The organism is Haloferax massiliensis, assembly GCF_001368915.1.
GTDB lineage: Archaea > Halobacteriota > Halobacteria > Halobacteriales > Haloferacaceae > Haloferax > Haloferax massiliensis.
In genome coordinates this window covers 444582-465050 of the sequence record NZ_CSTE01000002.1, presented here as the reverse complement: position 1 = coordinate 465050, position 20469 = coordinate 444582, and the positions used below count along the sequence as shown (strand labels likewise).

The window sequence follows — 20469 nt, the reverse complement described above, 5'->3', positions numbered from 1 at the left end:
GAGCCGGCGAACGCGTCGCACGACCGCGGGCGAGCGATTCGGGAGCTAGTGACGCTCGGAAATCACGTCTCGGGACACAGTCGTCGGACGGTGCGATGACGGAACCGCCGCCGGCGACCTACTTCGGCCGGGCGACGATGCCGAGGTGGTCCGCGTGAAAGCGGTCGAGGCGGGCGGTTTCGAGGAGTTCGTACGCCGAGTCGAGTTCGGCGAGCACGCCGTCGAACACGTCGTCCGGGTCGGCGGTCACGTCCTCGCTCCGCGCCTTGACGGCCATCAGGAGTCGGCCGTCGTCCGCGAGGAACTGTCGGTTGCGGACGGCGACGGTCGCCTGCCCGCGGGTCGCCACGTCCATGACGAGGCAATCGATGCCGGATTCGACCACGTGAGCGTAGGACTCGGGGTCGCGCGCGTCCTTCAACAGCGGAAAGAGGTTGTCGCGGTCCTCGGCGACGCCGACGAGGTCGCGGACGGGGCGCGGGGCGAACTCCACGGCGTAGGTCGGCCCGGCGAAGTCGGCGACGTGCGAGACGGTCGTCCCCGAGGCCGCCCCGAGGTAGAGCACCGACTCGCCGCCGACGAGGCCCGTGTCCATGCCGAGTTCGAGCATCGCGCCGAGCTTCGAGCGCCCGGCGTCCCACGCGCGCCAGCCGTCGGCGTCGACGGGTTCGCCGTAGACCTGTGCGCCCTCGGTCGAGAGGCGCTCGCGGCCGCCGAACGTCCGGCGTTCGACGCCGTCGGGAAGGTCGGCATCGGCACCGGCGTCGGCCGCGGAACTGTCGTCGCTCATTCGTCGGCCTCCGCGTCGGCGCGGGCGCGAATCGTCTCCATCCGGTCGGCGAGTTCGGCGTGCAGGTCCGGCCGGTAGTCGCCCGAGTAGTGGTCGATGCGCGCGGCGATAGAGAGCTTCCCGGCGAACGCGCGGGCGGCCGACCCGCGGTCCTGCGGGCGCGTCCCACGGACGTACTCGTGGGTGAAGATGACGCCGTGTTTGGGCGACGTGGCGCGGCCCTTCAGGTGCGCGAACAGGGCGTCTTCGGCCCCGAGCACTTGGACCGTGCCGCTCGGCTTCTTGGCGAGGGGTTCGAGACCGCCCGCCAGTGCGATGAGCCGCGCCGCGAGGACGGGACCGGCCATCTCGGCGAGGTTCGGCGCGGCCGTGGGCGCGCGCTCCTCGATGAACGACCGGAGGTCGTCGCGCTCGTCGAGCAGGTCCACCGCGCGGGTGGCGTAGGAGACGACGCGCTCTTCGGCGGCGGTCTTGGGGTCTCGGGCGGCGATGTCGCGGACGCCGTCGAGGCCGCGCGGGACGTCCTCGTAGAGCGTGCCGGCCCACTCGACGACCCGCTCGGCGAGTTCGTTCGCGGTCCGTTCGGCGTCGTCCATCGCGCGCACGGCGTGGGCGAGCTGCACGTCGTCGGCGCGCTCGCGCTCCGCGACGGCCTCGCCGGCGGCGGTGAGCGTCGCCGAGCGGAGTTTGGCGTAGTAGTCGGTCTCGTCGGCGGCGAACCCGGCGTCGACGGCCTCGGCCGGCCAGTCGGCGGGGGCGGGGGCGCGGCCCGTTCGGACTCGCGTCGCCCCGGATTCGGGGTCGTCGGGGTCCGCGCCGGCGAACCATGCGTCTGTCATACTGGCGGATTGCGCCCCGTCCGGGTAAAAGGACACGGACCCGCGGGCGTGACTCCTTATTCGTGGTAAGTTTTAACACACCATATCTCGTACGAATGTTCGATGGAACGCGCTTCGTACGTCTGTCGTGAGTGTCAAACGACCGTGAGCGCCGCGTCGTACCGCTCGACCTGTCCGGAGTGCAGCGGCGAACTGCGGCCCACGTCGGTGACGACCCGCGGACGCGTCGGAGATTGAACGACGCGCGCGGGTCGTCCGACCCGACCGCCGTCCGCTCGCTCGCAGTCACGACCGACGACCTCGTGACCGCCCTCGAAGCGAACCGACGGGGCGACGACCCCGTCGTCCTCCGGGTCACCCCGCCGTTCTACGGGCGGATGCGGGCGCGGATTCACCGCACCGGCGGCGAGGCCTCGGACTACGCCGACCCCGAGCCGATACACCTCGACCCTCGGGTCTTCGTCGCCGACGACGCCCCCGCGTATCCCGAGGTCGACGAGACCCGCCCGGAACCGTACGAGGTCGAAGCCCACCACGAGCGCCACACCGAGGCGGTCCGTGCGTGGCGCTCGGCGGTCCGCGAGCACCTCCGAGAGACGGTCGCGCTCCCGACGGACGCCGGCCCGCACGAGGTCGACGCCAAGTACCTCGGCTGAGCGAACCACTTTTTCCCCGCGGGCCACACCGTAGCGACATGAGCACCGACGAGTACCGCCGCGGGACGGCGGTCGAGCGCGAGCGGCAGCGGAAACAGCGCCCGGCGCGCGGCCGCTACCGCGGGGTGCTGCCGGTCATCTACGTCATCGGGTTCGTCATCTTCACCGCCGTCTCGCTGTACATCGGGCCGGAACCGGCGTTCGCGGTCTACCTCGTCACGCACATTTTCTACGCGGGGCTCGTCCGCGCCGACATCAGGTCGCTCCGCGGACAGGGCATCGACTGGGGCGCGTCGCGGCATCTCTGGTTCGGCGCGGCGTTCGCGCTCCCGTTCGTCGCGCCCGCCTACTACCTCTACAGCGGTCGCGTGATTCGCCGCGAAAACGAGTCGCGGGACCTCGACGACTGAGGCGAAACCCGCAGACCGCTCCGCGGGCCGCATCGCGAACCGCGCCGAAGACCGAACCGCCCGGCCACCGAACTTATGCCCGGTGAGGGGAAATGGCGGAGCAATGAGTTCCAGACGCGTAGTCGCGGTGCTCGCGCTCGCCGCGCTCGTGTTCACGAGCGGCTGTATCGGCTTTCTGACCGGCGAGGAGACGCTGACGTTCGAATCTGAACCCGCCGCGGCCGACGCGACGGTCGCCGCGAACGCCGGCTACGAGACGAACGGGACCGAGACGTTCGCGGTGAACCGGACGCTCTCGTTCGGCGGACAGGAGCGCAAAATCGCCGCCAGCAACCACATCACGACCTACGAGAAGACGCTTGACCTCGGCTTCTTCGGCGAGGCCAGACTCGGCTCGTTCAGCGTCATCTCGACGCCCGCCGTCGAGGTCGCGGGCCAGCCGCGGAGCCCCATCGGCGACTACTCGAACGACGACCTCATCCGCCTCGTCGACAACCGGTATCAGGGCCTCAGCGACGTCGACCCCGTCAGTTCGCGGAACGTCCAGATGCTCGGACAGACGACCAACGTCACGAAGTACAGCGCCACCGCGCGGTTCGGCGGGGACGAGGTCGACGTGTACGTCCACGTGACGAAGGTTCGGCACAACGAGGACTTCATCGTCGCGATGGGGCTGTACCCACAGCAACTCGACGGCGAGGAGGAGAACGTTCTCGAACTGATTCGCTCGGTCGAACACCCGTCTGAGGCGTAGGCCGCACGGGTGAACCGCCGACGGTGGCTCGCGGGGTCGCCTCGGGGGTGCCTTTTTCTCGTCGCCGCGGGTCGGTGAGTCCATGACTCGCGTACGGACCGCAGGCATCGCGGTGACGGCGCTCGGCGTCGTCGGCTACGGCCTCGGGACGCTCGTCACCTATCCGGGACGAGCGTTCTCCGTGACGGCCGTCATGGTCGGCATCACGCTCTGGGCCATCGGGGGTGACGTGCGGTGATTTCGGCGCTCGTCTACCGCGACGACGGCGTGTCGGCCTACGAGGAGACCGCGCTGGACGCGGCGCGCGACGCCGACGGAACCACGTGGGTTCGCGCGACCGCAGCCGAGGAGTTCGACCGCGTCGCCGAGGCGTTCGGCGTCCACCCGCTTTCGGTCGAGGACGTGCGGAACGACGCCCGGCCGAAAGTCGAGGAGTACGACGAGTACACGTTCGTCGTCGTTCGGGTGGCGACGCTCCGCGCGGGCGAACAGGTGTTCGAAGAGGAGGTCCAGACCAGACCCGTGGGGCTCTGCTTCGGCGACGACTGGCTCGTGACGCTGACGCGCCGGGAGTTGGAGCCGATAAACTACGTGTGGAACGCCATCGAACGAGAGGAACCGCGGATGCTCAGGTTCGGGCCGGACTTCGTCGCCTACCGCGTCATCGACCGCATCGTCGACGAGTACTTCGGGCTGTTGGACGAGGTCGGCGAGGAGATAGAACTCATCGAGGACATCATCCTCGAAGGACCGGACCCGGAGGTGCTCGAAGGACTGAACGCGGTCCGGCGCGACCTGCTTTCGTTCCGGAAGACCGTGTGGCCGACGCGGGAGGCCGTCGGCGTGCTCGCCCGCGGCGACCCCGACTACGTCCGCGAGGTGACGGAGAAGTACTACCGCGACGTGTACGACCACCTCGTCGAGTTGGTCGACCTCACGGAGACGTACCGCGACCTCGCGCGCGGCGCGCGGGACATCTACCTCAACACCCTCTCGCAGTCGACGAACGAGGTGATGAAGACGCTCACCGTCGTCGCGACCATCATCCTCCCGCTCACGCTCGTCGTCGGCGTCTACGGCATGAACTTCGACCCCGGCGCGTCGGCGTTCAACATGCCCGAACTCGGCTGGGCCTACGGCTACCCGGCGACGATGCTCGGGATGGCGCTCGTCTCCGTGGTCCTGCTCGTCTACTTCCGGCGGGAGGGCTGGCTCTGAGCGACGAAAGAGATATACTACCCGATTACTCACGCCGACCCGTCGATTCCCGTCGGCTCAATGACGACAAAGCGGCCACATCGTGCGATTCATCCACACGGGGTCAGCGAAACATTTATAAGACTTTCGAACTTACTGTTGGTAAGGCCCCGTCCAAGCCGGATTATTCTTTCGTCTTCTGTGGTCTTCCCGGCCGAGACGTATCCGCGCCTTCCACCCCACCATGAGCGACACCATAACCACCCGAACCTACAGTGCCGACGCAAAGACCCGGGACGCCCGGTCCCGAGAGTCGGAGCGAGACGAATCGCAGCGAGACGAAAAGCAGGTCTGCCCCGAGTGCAGCGGTCACCTCGTCACCGACGAGGAGCACGGCGAGACGATCTGCGAAGACTGCGGCCTCGTCGTCGAGGACACCGTGGTCGACCGCGGTCCCGAGTGGCGCGCGTTCGACTCCGCCGAGCGCGACAGCAAGTCCCGCGTCGGCGCGCCCACGACCAAGATGATGCACGACAAGGGGCTGTCGACCAACATCGGCTGGCAGAACAAAGACGCCTACGGGAAGTCCCTCTCGCCGCGCCAGCGCGAGCAGATGCAGCGACTTCGCACGTGGAACGAGCGGTTCCGCACCCGCGACTCCAAGGAGCGCAACCTCAAGCAGGCGCTCGGCGAAATCGACCGCATGGCCTCGGCCCTCGGTCTCCCCGAGAACGTCCGGGAGACCGCCTCGGTCATCTACCGCCGCGCGCTCAACGACGACCTGCTGCCCGGCCGCTCCATCGAGGGCGTCGCCACCGCGGCGCTGTACGCCTCGGCCCGGATGGCCGGCACCCCGCGCTCGCTCGACGAGTTGGAGAAGGTCTCCCGCGTCGACAAGATGGAGTTGACCCGGACGTACCGCTACATCGTCCGCGAGCTGAAGCTCGAAATCAAGCCCGCCGACCCCGAGCAGTACGTCCCGCGGTTCGCCAGCGAACTCGGTCTCTCCGACGAGGCCGAGCGGCAGGCCCGACAGCTCCTCCGCGACGCGAAGGAGACGGGCGTGCACTCCGGCAAGTCGCCGGTCGGCCTCGCCGCCGCCGCCGTCTACGCCGCCGCCCTCCTCACCAACGAGAAGGTGACCCAAAGCGAGGTCTCGACGGTCGCGGACATCTCCGAGGTCACCATCCGCAACCGCTACAAGGAGCTGCTCGAAGTCCAAGACGGCACCCTGTTCGCGTAAGCGCTCTGTGGTCCCGGTGACTCCGGTGGCCCGCACTTTTTCTCGCCCGTGCCAGCCCGTAACAACATTTATCCGCGCTCCCGGAGGATATACGGGGTATGGTTGAAGCGTTCGTCCGACTCTTGTGCCCCGAATGTGGAAAGGACTGGGAGACGAATCCGACCGAACTCCCCGCTCACCGCGACAACTACTCGTGTCAGGGCTGCGGCGCGACGCGTCGCACGGCCGAGTTCATGCGGACGGAACGCGACCTCCAGACGCTCAAGCAGTTCGAATAGCGAGGCGTGACGGCGGGGCCGTCTCCCGAACGGGAGCGACCCGCCGGGCGTTCGTTTTTCAGATGTCGGGAATCGCCGAGAGCGCACCGCACGCGTCGCACTTCAGCACTTCTGCGCCCTGCTCCGTGACGAGTTTCGTGTCGGGCGACCCGCACTCGCTACAGCGAACGAACGACTCGACGTACTCGTCGAGCGCGTCGGCGATGCGACGCTGTCTGAACTCGCCGGTAAAGCGCGCTCGACCCCGGTCGTCGATCTGGGCGCTCGTTCCCAGTTCCGTCTGGAAGAACTTCAGGACGTGCGTCGCCTCGCGAGCGAGCCGGTCGTGGGTCGCCGCGAAGTTCTCGTAGACCGTGACGCTCCCCTCCTGTCGGACCGTCGGCTCCGGGACGCTGAAGCGGTCGCCGCCTTCCGCCACGTCCGACGACTCCGAGAGCGCGCGGTCCAGTTGGTCGTCGTAGTCCATGCGCGACAGTACGCGCGCGCCGGCGTAAAATTCTCACGACCCCCGGCGCGCGCGGCCGCCGTTCGGCGCGCGAGCTACATAGCTATATAAACTGCTCGTGAGATTCCGCCGAGGCTCACTATCGACGGGCGAAACAACAAACGAATTGCAAACTGACGAATACGAAATTTTCCCTGAGACACCCATAATCGGCGGTTTAAGGGAGTCGGATGCTAACGTGACTCAAGATAATACTATATCCCTCCGGTCTCAAGCCGTGGTTGCTCATGAAGAAGCAGGAACTCATCCACCTGCACGGTCTGCTCGCAGAAGTCCACACCCAGATTGAGGCCTGGGAGGACGAGGAAATCAGTCTCGTCGAGTACAACGAACTCGGCGTACGACCGACATCCATCCACAAGTCCAAGACGGACCACAAAGCAGCCGTGTTTAAACTGGCGAAAGGAATCACCGGAGCGATGCGCGAGGCCGAACCAGAGCCGCTCGCACCGCAAGCCGACTGAACCGAGACAAGAAACGCGTTCTCCTCTGCGACCCTACACCTCAGAGCGACTGCGCCGTGCTCTCGCGGACGACGACGCTTCCGAGCGACCGCCGCGTCGAAGCGGTGGATGAGTTCAGTACGGGCAGAAACAGCGGGCGGGACTGAGGCGGCGGCCCGCCGACGCCTCAGTGGTCGTCGACGAGGTCGTCGAAGTCGACGAGCGTTTCGTCGGCGTCCGACGCCCCGGTTTCGGCGCGGGTGTCGCCCTCGCCGTCCGTCTCGACGGACTCGTCGTCGACTCGTTCGACCGACAGCACCTTCAGCGGGATGTTTTCGAGGCGTTGGCCGATCTCCTTCCGGGCGATGCGCGAGGCGTGTTCCTCCTGTTCGACGTTGAACACCGTCATCTCCAGTTCGAGGGCGACGAGCGCCTCGTCCGCGGCGATGAAGGCGGGTTGGAGTTCCTCGCCGCCGGGCGAGGTCCGAGCGCCCATGCTAATCTCGACGTACTTCAGGTCGGGATTGAGCATCTCCCCGGTCTTCGAGATGGCGATGCGAATCGCCTCGTCGACGGTTTCTACGTCGTACACCGGGACCGCGGCCTCGACGACGACTCTGCAGTCCATGGGTACGAGGAGGTAGTGTGCCGAAGGGTATCAACCTTCTTGCCACGCCGTCTCGCGGCGCTCACTCCCCGCCTGAGCGGAGGTAGTGGAAGACGTACGTCTGGGTGTAGCCGGCGTAGCGGCCGCCGAGGCGCTCGCGGATGGCCCGCGAGGTATCCGCGTAGTTCCCCCGGTCGCAGTCGGGGTAGTGCTCCTCGATGGCCGACCGAATCCACGTGTCGAGCGGGACGGCTTCGAGGTAGTCGAGCGAGAACAGGAGGACGCAGTCCGCGACCTTGTCGCCGACGCCGACGAACGTCGTCAGGAAGTCGCGGGCGTCCTCGTAGTCGCGGCCGCGGGCCTCGGCGGGCGTCGCCTCGCCCGTGGCGACCATCTCGGCCGTCCGCCGGACGTACGGCGCGCGGTAGCCGAGGCTGAGGTCGCGCAGTTCCTCCTCCGTGGCCTCGGCCAGTCGCTCGGGCGTCGGGTACGCGAAGTACGTCTCGCCGTCGAACTCGACGCGCTCGCCGTAGCTCTCTCTGAGCCGCGACTGCATCCCGAAGATTCGGGAGACGCGCATCTGCGCCGAGCAGATAAAGGAGACGAGACAGCCGAACGGCGGGTCGCGGACGAGCCGCATGCCCGGATACGCCTCGTAGGCCCGCCGAAAGAGCGGGTCGTCGGGCATCTCCGAGACGATGGCGTCGAGGTCGTCGTCGAGGCGGAGCAGGTGGGTCAAAAGCGGGACGGCGTCGAGGTTGGACTCCCACTCCAGTCCGCCGTCGGACTGGCGCACCCTGACGACGGCCGACTGGTCGGAGACGCCGTCGAGCGGCGGGACGACCGTCTGGTACCACGCGTCGCCGCCGTGGGCCGCGTCGCGCTCGTACATCCGGCCGTCGGGGCGGTCCCAGAGGTACGACTGGCCGCTCTCCAGCGTCGATTGGAGGTCGAACGCTCCGTCGAGGCTCGCGAGGTCGATGACACCCGTCTCCATCGCTTCGACGTTGGGCGCGGGGGATTTGCGGGTTTCGATGCCGGCGGGCGAGGCGGCGACCCACGGCGCACCATCTCAGGTCGCGTCGCGTCAGCGGTTGCGGCTCACCGGGAAACTGACGCGGTCGGGGTGGTCGCCCAGACGGTCGAGAATGCGCTCGTACAGCCGGTTTTTGACGCGCTGGGCGCGGGTCGGCGGGACGAGCACGCGGAGTCGGAAGACGACCCACGACTCCTCCTGCGCGACGTTGACGGTCGGGCCGTCGGCCACGTCGAGGTCCAGCGGCGACTCGGCGAGTCTGTCCCGGTAGCGCTTCATCGCGGCGTCCATGTCGTCGCCGAGCGCCTCGTCGGCCACCTCCAAGAGGAGTTGACGGACGAACGGGAGGTCCGTCTCGTAGGACACCTGCACCGGCACCTCAGTCCAGACGCGGTCGAACAGCGCGCCGTAGTTGACGACCTCCGAGGAGAGGACCAGCGAGTTCGGGACGGTGACGGTCCGGCCGGTCGGCTGGTTCGACGCGAGGGGGCCGCCGGTCTCCCAGAGCGTCGTGACGAGGAAGCCGACCTCGGCGACGTCGCCGGAGACGGAGCCGATGTTGACGCGGTCGCCGACCGCGTAGGGGCGGCTCACGAGGATGTAGAACCAGCCGATAAAGGAGAGAATCGGCTGTTGGAGCGCGAAGGTGACGGCGAATCCGATGACGCCGAAGGAGACCAACACGCCGAGCCACTGTTCGGTGAACGCGCCGAGGACGCCGACGAGCGCCACGCCGCCGACCCCGAGTCGCAGGACGTTCCGAACGTCGTGGGCGCGGCGGCGGTCCGCGATGCGCGCGACGAGGAACGCGGCGAGAAAGCGGTAGACGCCGTAGGCGACGAGCGCGACCGCGGCGGCCGACAGCCCCGTCGAGAGGAGCAGGTCGGCGTTGGGCACGTCGAAGTCCGAAAGCGGGGTCGTCGCGCGGACGAGCGCCGAGACGACCGCGGCGAGGAGTCCGGCGGCGAACGCGCCGAGACCGAGGCGGCGAGACATACCGTGGCCGTCGGGTGGGCGACCCAAAAAGGTGTAGTCGAACCGAGGCGAGGGGCGGCGACGGCCTCAGTTGCGGATGTGGAGGTCCGTGAGGTCCGCGAGGCGGTCGGCGACGGCGCCGTCGAGGCCCTCGCGGGTGACGCGCCACTCCCAGTTGCCGGTCTGCGTGCCGGGGGTGTTGAACCGGGCGTGCGAGTCGAGTCCGAGGAGGTCCTGCGTCGTCGTGAACGCGAGGACGGACGCGGAGTTCCAGACGGCGTCGATGATAGACCAGTGAATCTCCGAGCCGTCCGCGCCGATGTTGTAGTGGAGGCAGTCGCGGGTGCGGTCGTCGAGGTCGCGGTAGTAGCCGACGAACGTGTCGGTGTCGTGGGTCGAGGTGTAGGCCACCGAGTTCTCCGGGTAGTGCATCGGCTGGTACATGTCGCCCTCGCGGCACCAGTCGGCGTACTGCGGGACGCGCATGCCGGGGAAGGCGAACCGGTCGCGGAGGTCGACGAGCGAGGGGTCGAGAAAGCCGAGGTCCTCGACGATGAAGGGGAGGTCGCCGAGTTCGCGCTCGACCGTCTCGAAGAAGTCGTGGCCGGGCGCGTCGCGCCACTCGCCGTCGCCGGGGTCGTCCGAGTCGGCGTCGATGGCCCAGAACTCGTCGAAGCCCTTGAAGTGGTCGATGCGGGTCACGTCCACGAGGTCGAACAGCCGGCGGAGGCGGTCGAGCCACCAGCCGTAGCCGTCCTCGCGGAGCGTCTCCCAGTCGTACAGCGGGTTGCCCCAGCGCTGGCCGGAGTCGTCCGGGTTCGGCGGGACGCCGGCGACCACGGCGGGTTCGTTCGACTCGGTGAGGTCGAACGCCTCGGGGGCGGCCCACACGTCGGCGCTGTCGAGCGCGACGTAGATGGGGAGGTCGCCGACGAGGGTGACGCCCTTCTCGTCGGCGTAGTCGGCGAGGGCGCTCCACTGCTCGTCGAAGCAGAACTGGACGAACTCGCGGTAGCGAATCTCGTCGGCGTACTCCGCGCGGGCGTCGGCGAGCGCGCCGGGGTCGCGGGTCTTCAGCTCGGTCGGCCAGTCTATCCACGCCCGCCGGAACTCGTCTTTCAGGGCGGCGAACAGTGCGTAGTCTTCGAGCCAGCCGGCCTCGCGCTCGCGGAAGGCGTCGAAGGCGGCGCGGTCGTCTTCGGTGGCCTCGGCCTCGAAGCGGTCGAAGGCGGTGCGGAGCCGCGAGCGCTTGTACTCGCCGACGCGCTCGTAATCGACGGCGTGGGGGTCGAACTCGGGGACGGGTTCGAGGTCGTCGTCGGTGAGCCACCCGCGGTCTACGAGGTCGGTGAGGTCGATGAGAAGCGGATTGCCGGCGAACGAGGAGGTCGATTGGTACGGCGAGTTCGCCATGGCCGGCTCGGTCGGCCCGAGGGGGCAGAACTGCCACATCGACTGTTCGGCGTCGGCGAGGAAGTCGACGAAGGCGCGCGCGCCGTCGCCGAGGTCGCCGATGCCGTGGGGTCCCGGGACCGAGGTGACGTGCATGAACACCCCGCTCTGTCGAGAAAGTCGCATACCCACAGGGTCCGCGTGCGACCCAATTGGTACTTTGGGTCGAAACGGCGGGCCGACGACGAGGGCGCGACCGCGGGAGAGGGGACCGCGTCGGGCCGACGACGCCACAACATCCGTGCTAGCAAATCGCACGAAATCGGGCGCGAGCGGGCGTCGCTCGCGCTCGTCTCAACAACACTTATTCTCCCCCGTCCGTTCCGTGCGCGTATGAGTGAAATCGCTGTCATCCTCCCCGACGGGACGGAACTCTCCGTCGAGGAGGGTGCGACGGTGCGAGACGCCGCGTTCGCAATCGGCCCCGGCCTCGGCAAGGACACCGTCGCCGGCGTCGTCGATGGCGAACTCGTGGACAAGGAGACGCCGCTCCACGACGGCGCGGACCTCGTCATCGTCACCGACCAGTCCGACGAGTATCTCGACGTGCTCCGCCACTCGGCGGCCCACGTCTTCGCACAGGCCCTCCAGCGGCTCCACCCCGAGGCCAAACTGACCATCGGCCCGTGGACGGACGACGGCTTCTACTACGACGTGACGAGCGTCGACCTCGAACAGGAGGACCTCGAAGCCATCGAAGACGAGATGCGCGACATCATCGAGGATGACCTCGACATCGAGCGCGTCCTCGTCGACCGCGAGGAGGCCCTCGAAAAGTACGCCGACAACCCCTACAAGCGCGATATCCTCGAAGACGAAGCCGCCGGCGACGACGAACTCTCGTTCTACCAGCAAGGCGAGTTCGAGGACCTCTGTAAGGGCCCGCACGTCGAATCGACGGGCGAAATCGGCGCGGTCAAGCTCCTGAACATCTCCGCGGCCTACTGGCGCGGCGACGAGGAGAACGACACGCTGACGCGGGTGTACGGGACGGCGTTCGAGTCCGAGTCCGACCTCGAAGAGTTCCTCGACATGCGCGAGGAGGCAAAGGAGCGCGACCACCGAAAGCTCGGCCAGGAGCTGAACCTGTTCGCCATCGACGAGACGACGGGGCCGGGCCTGCCGCTGTACCAGCCGAACGGCAAGCGCATCCTCGACGAGCTCGCGGACTACGCGAAACAGCTCAACCTCGACGCGGGCTACGACCCCGTCGAGACGCCCCACCTGTTCCGGACGGAGCTGTGGAAGAAGTCGGGCCACTACGAGAACTACGTCGACGACATGTTCCTCCTCGACGTGAACGACGAGGAGTACGGTCTGAAGCCGATGAACTGCCCCGGCCACGCGACCATCTTCGACCAGCAGTCGTGGTCGTACCGCGACCTGCCGGTGCGCTACTTCGAGGACGGGAAGGTCTACCGGAAGGAACAGCGCGGCGAGCTATCGGGCCTCTCGCGCGTCTGGTCCTTTACCATCGACGACGGCCACCTGTTCGTCCGCCCCGACCAGATAGAAGACGAAATCAACCTCATCATCGACAACATCCTGACGGTGTTCGACACGTTCGGACTGGACGCCGAAGTCGCGCTCGCGACGCGCCCGGAGAAGTCCGTCGGGAGCGACGAAATCTGGGAGCAGGCCGAGACGCAGCTCCGCGCGGTCCTCGACGACAGCGGCATCGACTACGGCATCGAGGCCGGCGACGGCGCGTTCTACGGCCCGAAAATCGACTTCGCGTTCAAGGACGCCCTCGGTCGCAAGTGGGACGGCCCGACGGTCCAGCTCGACTTCAACATGCCCGACCGCTTCGACCTGACGTACACGGGCGAGGACAACGAGGACCACCAGCCGGTGATGATTCACCGCGCGCTCTACGGCAGTTACGAGCGCTTCTTCATGGTGCTCATCGAGCACTTCAACGGCAAGTTCCCGTTCTGGCTCGCGCCCGAGCAGGTCCGCATCCTGCCCATCTCGGACGACCAGCTGGGGTACGCGAAGAAGCTCCAGTACGAACTCGGCGACTTCCGCGTCGACATCGAGGACCGCTCGTGGACGCTCGGCCGGAAGATTCGGGAGGCCCAGACCGACCGCGTCCCGTACATGGTCATCGTCGGCGGCGACGAGGAAGAAGCCGAGACCATCTCCGTCCGCGACCGCAAGGAACGCGAGGCCAAGGACGTGAGCGTCGAGGAATTCCGCGACCACCTCCACAGCGAGTACGACGAAAAGCGCCCCGAACCCGACTTCCTCGCCGACGCGGAGTGAGGAACGCGGCCGTCAGGCGGTAACTGATTCTCTGTTCCGGCGGTTCCGCGCCGCCGCGTCCAACTCTCGTCGGACCGTCGTTCGGAACGACTCGTCTCTGATGAGGTTCGCGAGCACGCCGAAATGTCCGCAGTCCCACTCGCGGCGGTTCGGCCTCGGGACGCCCCACTCGTCGAGGAGCGCGCGGGCCGTCGAGGCGGGAGCCATCTCGTCGCGGGTCCCGACGAGCGGGAAGACGCGTTCGGGCGCGAGACACGGGTCTTTCGGCGGGTTCAAAAGCGGCGCGAACTCGTGGAGCGCCGCGCCGGTCCAGCCGGCCGCGTCGAGCGCGTCGTCGATGTCGAGCAGTTTCGTGAGGCCGCCGGCGAGGAGCGTCTGGTCGATTGCGCCGGGCATCCCCGCGGGGAACAGCAGGTCGGGGTGCATCGACTCGGGCCAGTCGCCGCACCGGCCGCCGACGTGGAGCGCGACGGTTCCACCGAGGCTGACGCCGCCGACGCCGACGACCGGCGCGCCCTCGGTCCGCGCCCAGTCGGTGAGGACGGCGGTCTCCAGCGCGGCCGCCGAGTAGAGCGTGAACAGGCCGACGGGCGCGCTGGCGATGTAGGGCTCGCCGCTGTACCGGCCGAGTAGCTCGCGGCGGCCGTGCCACGGCGCGTCGGGGAGGACGACCCGGTAGCCCTCGGGGGCGAGCGCGCGGCCGACGTACTCCTCTTCGGGCCAGTAGGTGAGCTGGTCGTCGAACGTCCCCCACCCGGAGTGAAAGACGAGCGTCGGTAGGTCGGCGTCGGTGGCGTCGGCGGGCTCGTACACCCGCGCGGTCGCCCGGTCGCTGAGGTGCGGCGAGGGCGACCGGAAGCGAAGCAGGTACTCGACGGTTCCCGGCCCGCGGACGGTCGCGGAGCGCTCGACGCGGGGGAACTCCTCGGCCGCGCTGGACTCGGCGAAGCCGTACAGTCGCTCGGGTTCGGCGAGCTCGTGGTGCCAGCGGGTCCGCGCGTCCTCGGGCGACGGCGTCTCGAACTTCACCGGCGGCACGAGGTGTTCCTTCGGGAGGAAGCCGAAGATGTCGGTCGGTTTGGCCCGCCGTTCCGACACCTCGCGGCGCTCGCGCTCGACGGCGACGCGCTCGTCGGGCGTCGATTCCTCGTCGCCCCAGAAGACGCGCTCCCAACGCTCCATCGTCTCGTCGTACGCGCCGCGGAGGCGGGCGTACTGCGCGAGAGCGCGTTCGATTCGGTCGTGGAGGTGCGGCGCGGGCGGCGCGCCGACCTCGCGGAGGTACGCTTCGGGCCCCTCCGAGAGCGCCACGTCGGCCGCGGCGCGAGCGCGGACGGCGCCGAACTCGCGGGGGAGCGAACGGGTTTTGAACGCCTCGAACGGGCGCGAGGTCAGCAGTCGGCCGGCGGGGGAGGTGAGCAACCGGTGTACCGCCGGGGTTTCGAGATGGTCCATACGGTGTGATACGAGTGACACGATAATGACCCTAGGCCCGCGTGTCGGAGCGTGAGAACGGCCGAGGGAGTACCAGAACCGGCCTCTCGCACTAATAAATCAAATGGCGCGATATGAAATCCGATTTGCGGTGGAAACACAGATTCTGCGTTTGGATTTCTACAAACCACCAACTGGGCAACACTTAGATCATATTTCGAGCTACTCCAGTGCGTAGCGAGAGGGGGTGCTCACTCCATACTCAAGAGTAACATCGCCGAACGACGCCGAGACAGCGAGTGAACCTCGGTTTACCGGACTCAAGAGTAATCAGGGATACAATGCAGTGTTCTTTCTGAACCGCCTCAGCGTTCATGAACCGTGAGACGGTTCAGTCATTGCGGGGTCGCTGATGCTGTACTCAACGCGCCGAGCGTCGGATCGACTGATTTGTTCTAGAGGAAGGTGGGGTATTGCCCAGACCATCTCCTGCTGGAGGAGTCCCTGTAAACTCGGGAGCCCCGAACGTTAACTACCGGTGAAGCATAAGTCCATGTATGACAATTACGACTGAGTTTTGTCTTAGTTCACCTTCTCTCCCATTGGTCAGTATCACTGAGAGACTCCCGCCAGACCAAATTGAGTGCGTTCACGGACTCTGTTTCGAACAGGACGCCCGGATGTTCATCGTCAAAATAGATTCAGAGGTCAACGTCTCAGAAGCCGACTTGGAAGCCCTAAACGAAGTTTCAGAGGCGACAACGATTGGCTACGCGGGCGAGCAAACAGTCCACAACCTTACCATTGATCTTGCCGACTCGATCTCGCAGGTATTCAACGGGGGCAGTTCTGTAGCAGCAAAGCTCGAACCGACCGTCGTCACACCGGACGGGTGGTACGAGAAGAAAGTGTACAAGGACCGCGATGCGTTCATGGAGTCCCGGACCCGTTGTGAGAACTACGGCCTCTCGCTCGATCTCATCTCGATGACCTCCACTTCCGCTGCATCTGACGACGCCCTCCCGTTTGGGTTGACTGAACGGCAACACGAGGCGTTGACACTCGCGCTCTCCCGTGGCTACTATGAGAGCCCGCGCCAGACATCGACCGAGGAACTTGCTGAGGAGCTCGGCATCTCACAACCCTCGTTATCGAGACTCCTCAGGCGAGGTGAGCGTCAGCTTCTCTCTTCGGCGCTCCAAACACAGGAGCACGGATCTGTTGAAACCCTCAATCGGTAACATGCTCTCGCGGCCCTGCTGCATACAGAGCGCGAATCCGTTAACTGGTTCGGCACCTACTGTGAGGGGAACAAACTACTCAATGATAAGGACTTGTTCAGCACCAACAGGTCTACTTCGGTACCGATAGTAGTGCACTCCGATAATCCGGACTGTTAACTCATCGTAGCTCGTACTCCTGCGTTATGACCGTCACAGCGGAATTTTTCCTCCGGTCGTCGTCCCTTCCACTCGTTAGTATCACAACGGAACTCCAGCCGGACGAGATCACCTGTACGCACGCGCTCTGCCTCCAACCTAATATCCAAACCTTTGTTGTCGAAATAGACACTGCAAATGAGGTCTCCGCGGAAGATCTCGAAACTCTCGAAGAGGTCAAAGAAATTACCCCACTTGGAGAAACAGACGGTGAAGCCGTCTACGAACTCCATGTTGAACTTGCGGATACGCCGTTTGCTTCGCTCGACGATGGTCGCTCTGGAGTCGCCAAGATGAAATCAACGATCATAACGCCGGACGGCTGGCGCGAGACGAAGGTGTTCAAAGACCACGAGACGTTCACCGAATTCCGTACGACGTTGGAAGAGAATGGAATTTCACTCGATCTCATCTCTATTACACCGAACTCCTCCGAATCCGACGACTTCCTACAGGATGGATTGACCGAACGTCAACGCGAAGCACTATCGCTCGCCGTCTCCCGTGGATACTATGAGAGCACACGGCAAGTCACAGCGGAGGAGCTCGCCGAGGAACTCGGCATCTCACAACCCTCTCTCTCCGCGCTCCTCCGTCGCGGCGAGCGCCAACTCCTGACCTCCTCACTCGACGTCCCCACTACATAAATACCCTTTCCATATAGCATCAACGTCTCCCCCGTCGCGGGCCTCTGTTCAAGTGATGTCAGCCGACTTTGGTTCCGAACTGGGTGGACAGATTGCGATTGTCACTGGTGCCTCGTCCGGGATTGGCGAAGCAACCGCGAAAGCCCTCGCATCCCGTGGTGCAAGAGTTGTTGTTGCTGCACGGCGCGAGAACGAACTACAGGAGCTCCAAAGCCAGATTGAAGCGGAAGATGGGGACGCACTCGTCGTCCCGACCGATATTACGGACGACGAGGACATCGACGCACTCGTTGACGCGACACTCGACGAGTACGGTCGCATCGACATTCTCGTGAACAACGCAGGATTGATGCCCCTCAGTCACATCGCGGACGTGGATCGAGAGACCCTTCAGACGACAATCGACGTCAATCTCGGTGGCCTCGTTAAACTCACCCACGCCGTCATTCCGACGATGCTGGAGCAAGAGAGTGGCCACATTGTCAATCTCTCCTCGGTCGTCGGACGGTTCCTGATGGAGAACGGGTCGCACTACAACGCGACGAAGGCTGGTGTGAAGATGTTCGGCGATTCACTCCGGCTGGATGTTGCGGCGGAGGGAATTCGGGTGGCGACAATCGAGCCAGGATCGGTCGCCACAGAACTCCCGGAATCCATTGCCGATGAGGAGATCAAAGAGCAGATCGAGAAACTCGGTGAGTCGATGCGCCCACTTCAACCGGATGACATCGCTCGGACGATCACATTTGTCGTCTCACAACCTGCCCATGTGGACATCAACGAAGTACTCGTCCGTCCGACTGATCAGGTACAACCTTAACGAGAGGTGACGAATTAATGGATATTCAGAGGGGCTGTTCGCTACCTTCTACTGAAGGCCCTGAGGAGTACTTTACAGGTGACGTTCGAATCGATCCATTGTTCGACTCGCACGACCAAGCCCGCGCAGTTGGGGCGAACGTCACGTTTGAACCTGGTGCTCGCACTGCGTGGCACACTCATCCGCTGGGCCAAACCCTAATCGTGACATCCGGTTGCGGCCTCGTGCAGAGCGAAGGCGGATCGATAGAGCAAGTCCGTTCGGGTGACGTGGTCTGGTTCCCGCCGGGCGAGAAACACTGGCACGGTGCAACGCCAGAGAAGGCTATGAGGCACATCGCCATCCAAGAGCAACAAGAGGGCGAGGTCGTTGAGTGGATGGAACGGGTTACTGACGAGCAGTACCAGCCAGATTGACGATTCGTTAGACCAGTTCGCGGTGAATTCCGAGGATAACAGGGTACATCAGCACTTCTCTACTAAACGGCTGTTTCGCAACTAAATATGCGAAACGAACCGAAATCACGTGCTGACAACACTCTCTGTATCTCACGTGCCGTACGTATCATATTCTGTGGGTTCCAATAAAGTCTCGAGCACTTAAACACGGTTTCCAATTAGCGCCGTCACTATCTGCCCGTAGTCCCTCGTATCTAGTAGACAGAGACCTACTATGAAGACAGTCGAACTCAACAACGGTGTGGAGATGCCGATTCTCGGATTCGGCACGTATCAGATCGAGGACCTCGACGAGTGCGAACGAAGTGTTTCGGAAGCCCTCGAAACAGGGTATCGACTCATCGATACTGCGGCGTCGTATGAGAACGAGGAGGCGGTCGGGCGGGCAATCGAGAAGAGCGACGTGCCGCGAGACGAGGTGTTCATTACGTCAAAACTCTGGGTGCAGGACACCGGCTACGAGGCTACGTTGGACGCGTTCGAGCGGTCGCTGGACCGACTAGGCCTCGACTACCTCGACCTGTTTCTGATACATCAGCCCTACGGAGATGTCCACTGCTCGTGGCAGGCCATGGAAGACCTCTACGAGGACGGCAAGATCAGGGCCATTGGGGTCAGCAACTTCCACCCCGACCGCGTGATGGACCTCATGGTCCACAACGATGTCGTCCCGGCAGTGAATCAGATTGAGACCCATCCCTTCTACCAGCGAACCGAGGATGCAGCATTCCTCGACGAACACGACATCCAACACGAGTCGTGGGGGCCGTTCGCCGAAGGCCAGAACAACATCTTCGAGCACGACGTGCTGACCACGATTGGGGACCGCCACGGGAAATCTGCTGCACAGGTGACGCTGCGATGGTTCATTCAGCGCGACATCGTCGCCATTCCGAAGTCAGTCCACACGGAGCGGATCGCCGAGAATTTCGACGTGTTCGACTTCGAGCTCACCTCAGAGGAAATGGAGACGATCTCGGAACTGGACGAAGGCGAAAGTCAGTTCTTCGACCACCGAGACCCTGAAATGGTGAAACGGCTGGGAGAAGCTGAGCGCGAGACCTAAGTCTCGATTACAGGAGCGATCCCCTTAGTCAGGACCAACGTGGTTGCAGTACGCATCGGTCACGCGCGTACTTAAACGCGGTATTTCGTTAGCATCACACCCAAGCGATTCACCTCCTTTGTTCAAACTGAGCACGATGATGGAATACACGACCCTCGGTTCGACCGGAATGAAGGTCAGTCGCCTCTGTCTTGGCGGGATGAGTTTCGGCGTGAGCGACCTTCACGACTGGACACTTGACGAGGAGGGCTCGCGCGAGATCATCGAACGCGCGATTGACCTCGGCATCAACTTCTTCGACACGGCGAATGCGTACTCGAACGGGGAGTCCGAGGAAATCATCGGGGACGTTCTCGGAGAGTACGACCGCGACGAACAGGTCGTCGCCACGAAATGCTACTTCCCCACGAACCTCTTCTCCGATGCAGACGAACCGCACCCGAACGCGTCGGGACTCTCCCGGAAGACTGTCGAACAGGAACTGGAGAATTCGCTAGACCGACTGGGGATGGATACCATTGACCTCTACCAGATCCACCGGTGGGACTACGAGACACCCATCGAGCAAACGCTGCGTGCCCTTGATGACGCAGTTCGACGCGGGAAGGTGCGATACATCGGCGCGTCGTCGATGTGGACTCACCAGTTCGCCGAGGCGGTGTACACCAGCGAGCACCTGGATCTCGAACAGTTCGTGACGATGCAGGACCACTACAACCTCGTCTACCGCGAGGGCGAACGAGAGATGTTCCCCTTCTGCGAGAAAGAAGACATCGGCGTTATCCCGTGGAGTCCACTGGCCCAAGGATATCTCACCCGCCCCCACGAGGAGATGACTGCAACGACTCGCGGTGAAGAGCTCACCGAGACACACGAGGAGTACCGGATGGGCGGTGGCCCGGCTGTCAACGAGCGCGTCGAGGAACTCGCTGCGGAGAAAGGCGTGACGATGGCGCAACTCTCGTTGGCGTGGCTGCTCCATCAGGATGTTGTCGATGCACCGATTGTCGGCACCACGAGTGTCGAACATCTCGAACAAGCTGTCGAAGCGCTGGAAATCGACCTGTCGGATTCGGATCTCGAATACCTCGAAGAGCCGTACGAACCCCTCCCGATTGCTGGGGCTCCCGTCCCCGGGTCGCAGGCCAACTAAAG

Annotated in this window: 24 protein-coding genes; 16 read left to right on the top strand and 8 right to left on the bottom strand. The window is 64.8% G+C overall.

The window, feature by feature from the left end:
- Positions 1-118: 118 nt before the first annotated feature.
- Complete coding sequence (locus tag BN996_RS06390) at positions 119-790, bottom strand: fibrillarin-like rRNA/tRNA 2'-O-methyltransferase (RefSeq protein WP_089777668.1); 672 nt, start codon at positions 788-790, stop codon at positions 119-121.
- Positions 787-1629 (bottom strand): NOP5/NOP56 family protein, encoded by an 843-nt coding sequence (locus BN996_RS06385; RefSeq protein ID WP_089777667.1) that lies wholly within the window; start codon positions 1627-1629, stop codon positions 787-789. The genes BN996_RS06390 and BN996_RS06385 overlap by 4 nt, the downstream gene beginning before the upstream one ends.
- 102 nt (positions 1630-1731) lie before the next feature.
- Here BN996_RS06385 and BN996_RS20785 point away from each other — a divergent pair, with 102 nt between their 5' ends.
- The 8 genes from BN996_RS20785 to BN996_RS06355 all read left to right on the top strand — a co-directional run bounded on the left by BN996_RS20785 (position 1732) and on the right by BN996_RS06355 (position 6167).
- The gene (locus tag BN996_RS20785) at positions 1732-1866 is read left to right on the top strand and encodes a rubrerythrin-like domain-containing protein (RefSeq protein WP_139043109.1); all 135 of its coding nucleotides are present in this window, start codon (positions 1732-1734) and stop codon (positions 1864-1866) included.
- Complete coding sequence (locus BN996_RS06380) at positions 1863-2285, top strand: DUF8009 family protein (RefSeq protein WP_089777666.1); 423 nt, start codon at positions 1863-1865, stop codon at positions 2283-2285. The genes BN996_RS20785 and BN996_RS06380 overlap by 4 nt, the downstream gene beginning before the upstream one ends.
- A 38-nt stretch (positions 2286-2323) precedes the next feature.
- Positions 2324-2695 (top strand): hypothetical protein, encoded by a 372-nt coding sequence (locus BN996_RS06375; RefSeq protein WP_089777665.1) that lies wholly within the window; start codon positions 2324-2326, stop codon positions 2693-2695.
- 127 nt (positions 2696-2822) lie between these two features.
- Entirely contained in the window at positions 2823-3449 is a 627-nt protein-coding gene (locus BN996_RS06370) for a DUF6517 family protein (RefSeq protein WP_193310945.1), read from the top strand.
- A gap of 82 nt (positions 3450-3531) precedes the next feature.
- Positions 3532-3687 (top strand): hypothetical protein, encoded by a 156-nt coding sequence (locus tag BN996_RS20045; RefSeq protein ID WP_167344110.1) that lies wholly within the window; start codon positions 3532-3534, stop codon positions 3685-3687.
- A complete protein-coding gene (gene corA, locus BN996_RS06365; protein ID WP_089777663.1) occupies positions 3684-4667 on the top strand; it encodes a magnesium/cobalt transporter CorA in 984 nt (327 codons plus the stop codon). The genes BN996_RS20045 and corA overlap by 4 nt, the downstream gene beginning before the upstream one ends.
- Before the next feature lie 223 nt (positions 4668-4890).
- Positions 4891-5889 (top strand): transcription initiation factor IIB, encoded by a 999-nt coding sequence (locus BN996_RS06360; protein WP_089777662.1) that lies wholly within the window; start codon positions 4891-4893, stop codon positions 5887-5889.
- Positions 5890-5987: 98 nt separating this feature from the next.
- A complete protein-coding gene (locus BN996_RS06355) occupies positions 5988-6167 on the top strand; it encodes a DUF7836 family putative zinc-binding protein (protein ID WP_008574529.1) in 180 nt (59 codons plus the stop codon).
- 58 nt (positions 6168-6225) lie between these two features.
- On the opposite strand, the gene BN996_RS06350 is transcribed toward BN996_RS06355, so the two are convergent.
- On the bottom strand, positions 6226-6633 hold the full coding sequence (locus tag BN996_RS06350) for a translation initiation factor IF-2 subunit beta (RefSeq protein WP_089777661.1): 408 nt from the start codon (positions 6631-6633) through the stop codon (positions 6226-6228).
- Between the two features lie 266 nt (positions 6634-6899).
- Between BN996_RS06350 and BN996_RS06345 the strand changes: the two genes are divergently transcribed.
- Positions 6900-7136, top strand: coding sequence for a UPF0058 family protein (locus tag BN996_RS06345; protein WP_004041569.1), 237 nt, complete (start codon positions 6900-6902; stop codon positions 7134-7136).
- A gap of 166 nt (positions 7137-7302) precedes the next feature.
- Here BN996_RS06345 and BN996_RS06340 read toward each other — a convergent pair whose 3' ends face one another.
- The 4 genes from BN996_RS06340 to malQ form a co-directional block, all read right to left on the bottom strand.
- Positions 7303-7743 (bottom strand): DUF555 domain-containing protein, encoded by a 441-nt coding sequence (locus BN996_RS06340; RefSeq protein WP_089777660.1) that lies wholly within the window; start codon positions 7741-7743, stop codon positions 7303-7305.
- Between the two features lie 61 nt (positions 7744-7804).
- Entirely contained in the window at positions 7805-8719 is a 915-nt protein-coding gene (locus tag BN996_RS06335) for a DNA-3-methyladenine glycosylase family protein (RefSeq protein ID WP_089777659.1), read from the bottom strand.
- A 90-nt stretch (positions 8720-8809) separates the two neighbouring features.
- Positions 8810-9754, bottom strand: a complete 945-nt coding sequence (locus BN996_RS06330; protein WP_089777658.1) for a mechanosensitive ion channel family protein — start codon at positions 9752-9754, stop codon at positions 8810-8812.
- A gap of 66 nt (positions 9755-9820) precedes the next feature.
- Positions 9821-11311 (bottom strand): 4-alpha-glucanotransferase, encoded by a 1491-nt coding sequence (gene malQ, locus BN996_RS06325; protein ID WP_089777657.1) that lies wholly within the window; start codon positions 11309-11311, stop codon positions 9821-9823.
- Positions 11312-11518: 207 nt separating this feature from the next.
- Between malQ and thrS the strand changes: the two genes are divergently transcribed.
- Positions 11519-13450, top strand: coding sequence for a threonine--tRNA ligase (gene thrS, locus BN996_RS06320; RefSeq protein ID WP_089777656.1), 1932 nt, complete (start codon positions 11519-11521; stop codon positions 13448-13450).
- A 12-nt stretch (positions 13451-13462) separates the two neighbouring features.
- Here the strand turns inward: thrS and BN996_RS06315 are convergent, their stop codons facing one another.
- Positions 13463-14905 (bottom strand): alpha/beta hydrolase family protein, encoded by a 1443-nt coding sequence (locus BN996_RS06315; protein ID WP_089777655.1) that lies wholly within the window; start codon positions 14903-14905, stop codon positions 13463-13465.
- A 659-nt stretch (positions 14906-15564) separates the two neighbouring features.
- Here BN996_RS06315 and BN996_RS06310 point away from each other — a divergent pair.
- The 6 genes from BN996_RS06310 to BN996_RS06285 all read left to right on the top strand — a co-directional run bounded on the left by BN996_RS06310 (position 15565) and on the right by BN996_RS06285 (position 20467).
- Positions 15565-16125 (top strand): helix-turn-helix domain-containing protein, encoded by a 561-nt coding sequence (locus BN996_RS06310; protein ID WP_089779851.1) that lies wholly within the window; start codon positions 15565-15567, stop codon positions 16123-16125.
- Positions 16126-16310: 185 nt separating this feature from the next.
- On the top strand, positions 16311-16970 hold the full coding sequence (locus BN996_RS06305; RefSeq protein WP_089777654.1) for a helix-turn-helix domain-containing protein: 660 nt from the start codon (positions 16311-16313) through the stop codon (positions 16968-16970).
- A gap of 55 nt (positions 16971-17025) precedes the next feature.
- The gene (locus BN996_RS06300) at positions 17026-17790 is read left to right on the top strand and encodes an SDR family oxidoreductase (RefSeq protein ID WP_089777653.1); all 765 of its coding nucleotides are present in this window, start codon (positions 17026-17028) and stop codon (positions 17788-17790) included.
- Between the two features lie 17 nt (positions 17791-17807).
- Positions 17808-18206, top strand: a complete 399-nt coding sequence (locus BN996_RS06295; RefSeq protein ID WP_089777652.1) for a (R)-mandelonitrile lyase — start codon at positions 17808-17810, stop codon at positions 18204-18206.
- A 256-nt stretch (positions 18207-18462) separates the two neighbouring features.
- Positions 18463-19314: an aldo/keto reductase gene (locus BN996_RS06290; RefSeq protein ID WP_089777651.1), complete on the top strand. Its 852-nt coding sequence runs from the start codon at positions 18463-18465 to the stop codon at positions 19312-19314.
- 139 nt (positions 19315-19453) lie between these two features.
- The gene (locus BN996_RS06285; RefSeq protein WP_089779849.1) at positions 19454-20467 is read left to right on the top strand and encodes an aldo/keto reductase; all 1014 of its coding nucleotides are present in this window, start codon (positions 19454-19456) and stop codon (positions 20465-20467) included.
- Positions 20468-20469 lie beyond the last annotated feature (2 nt).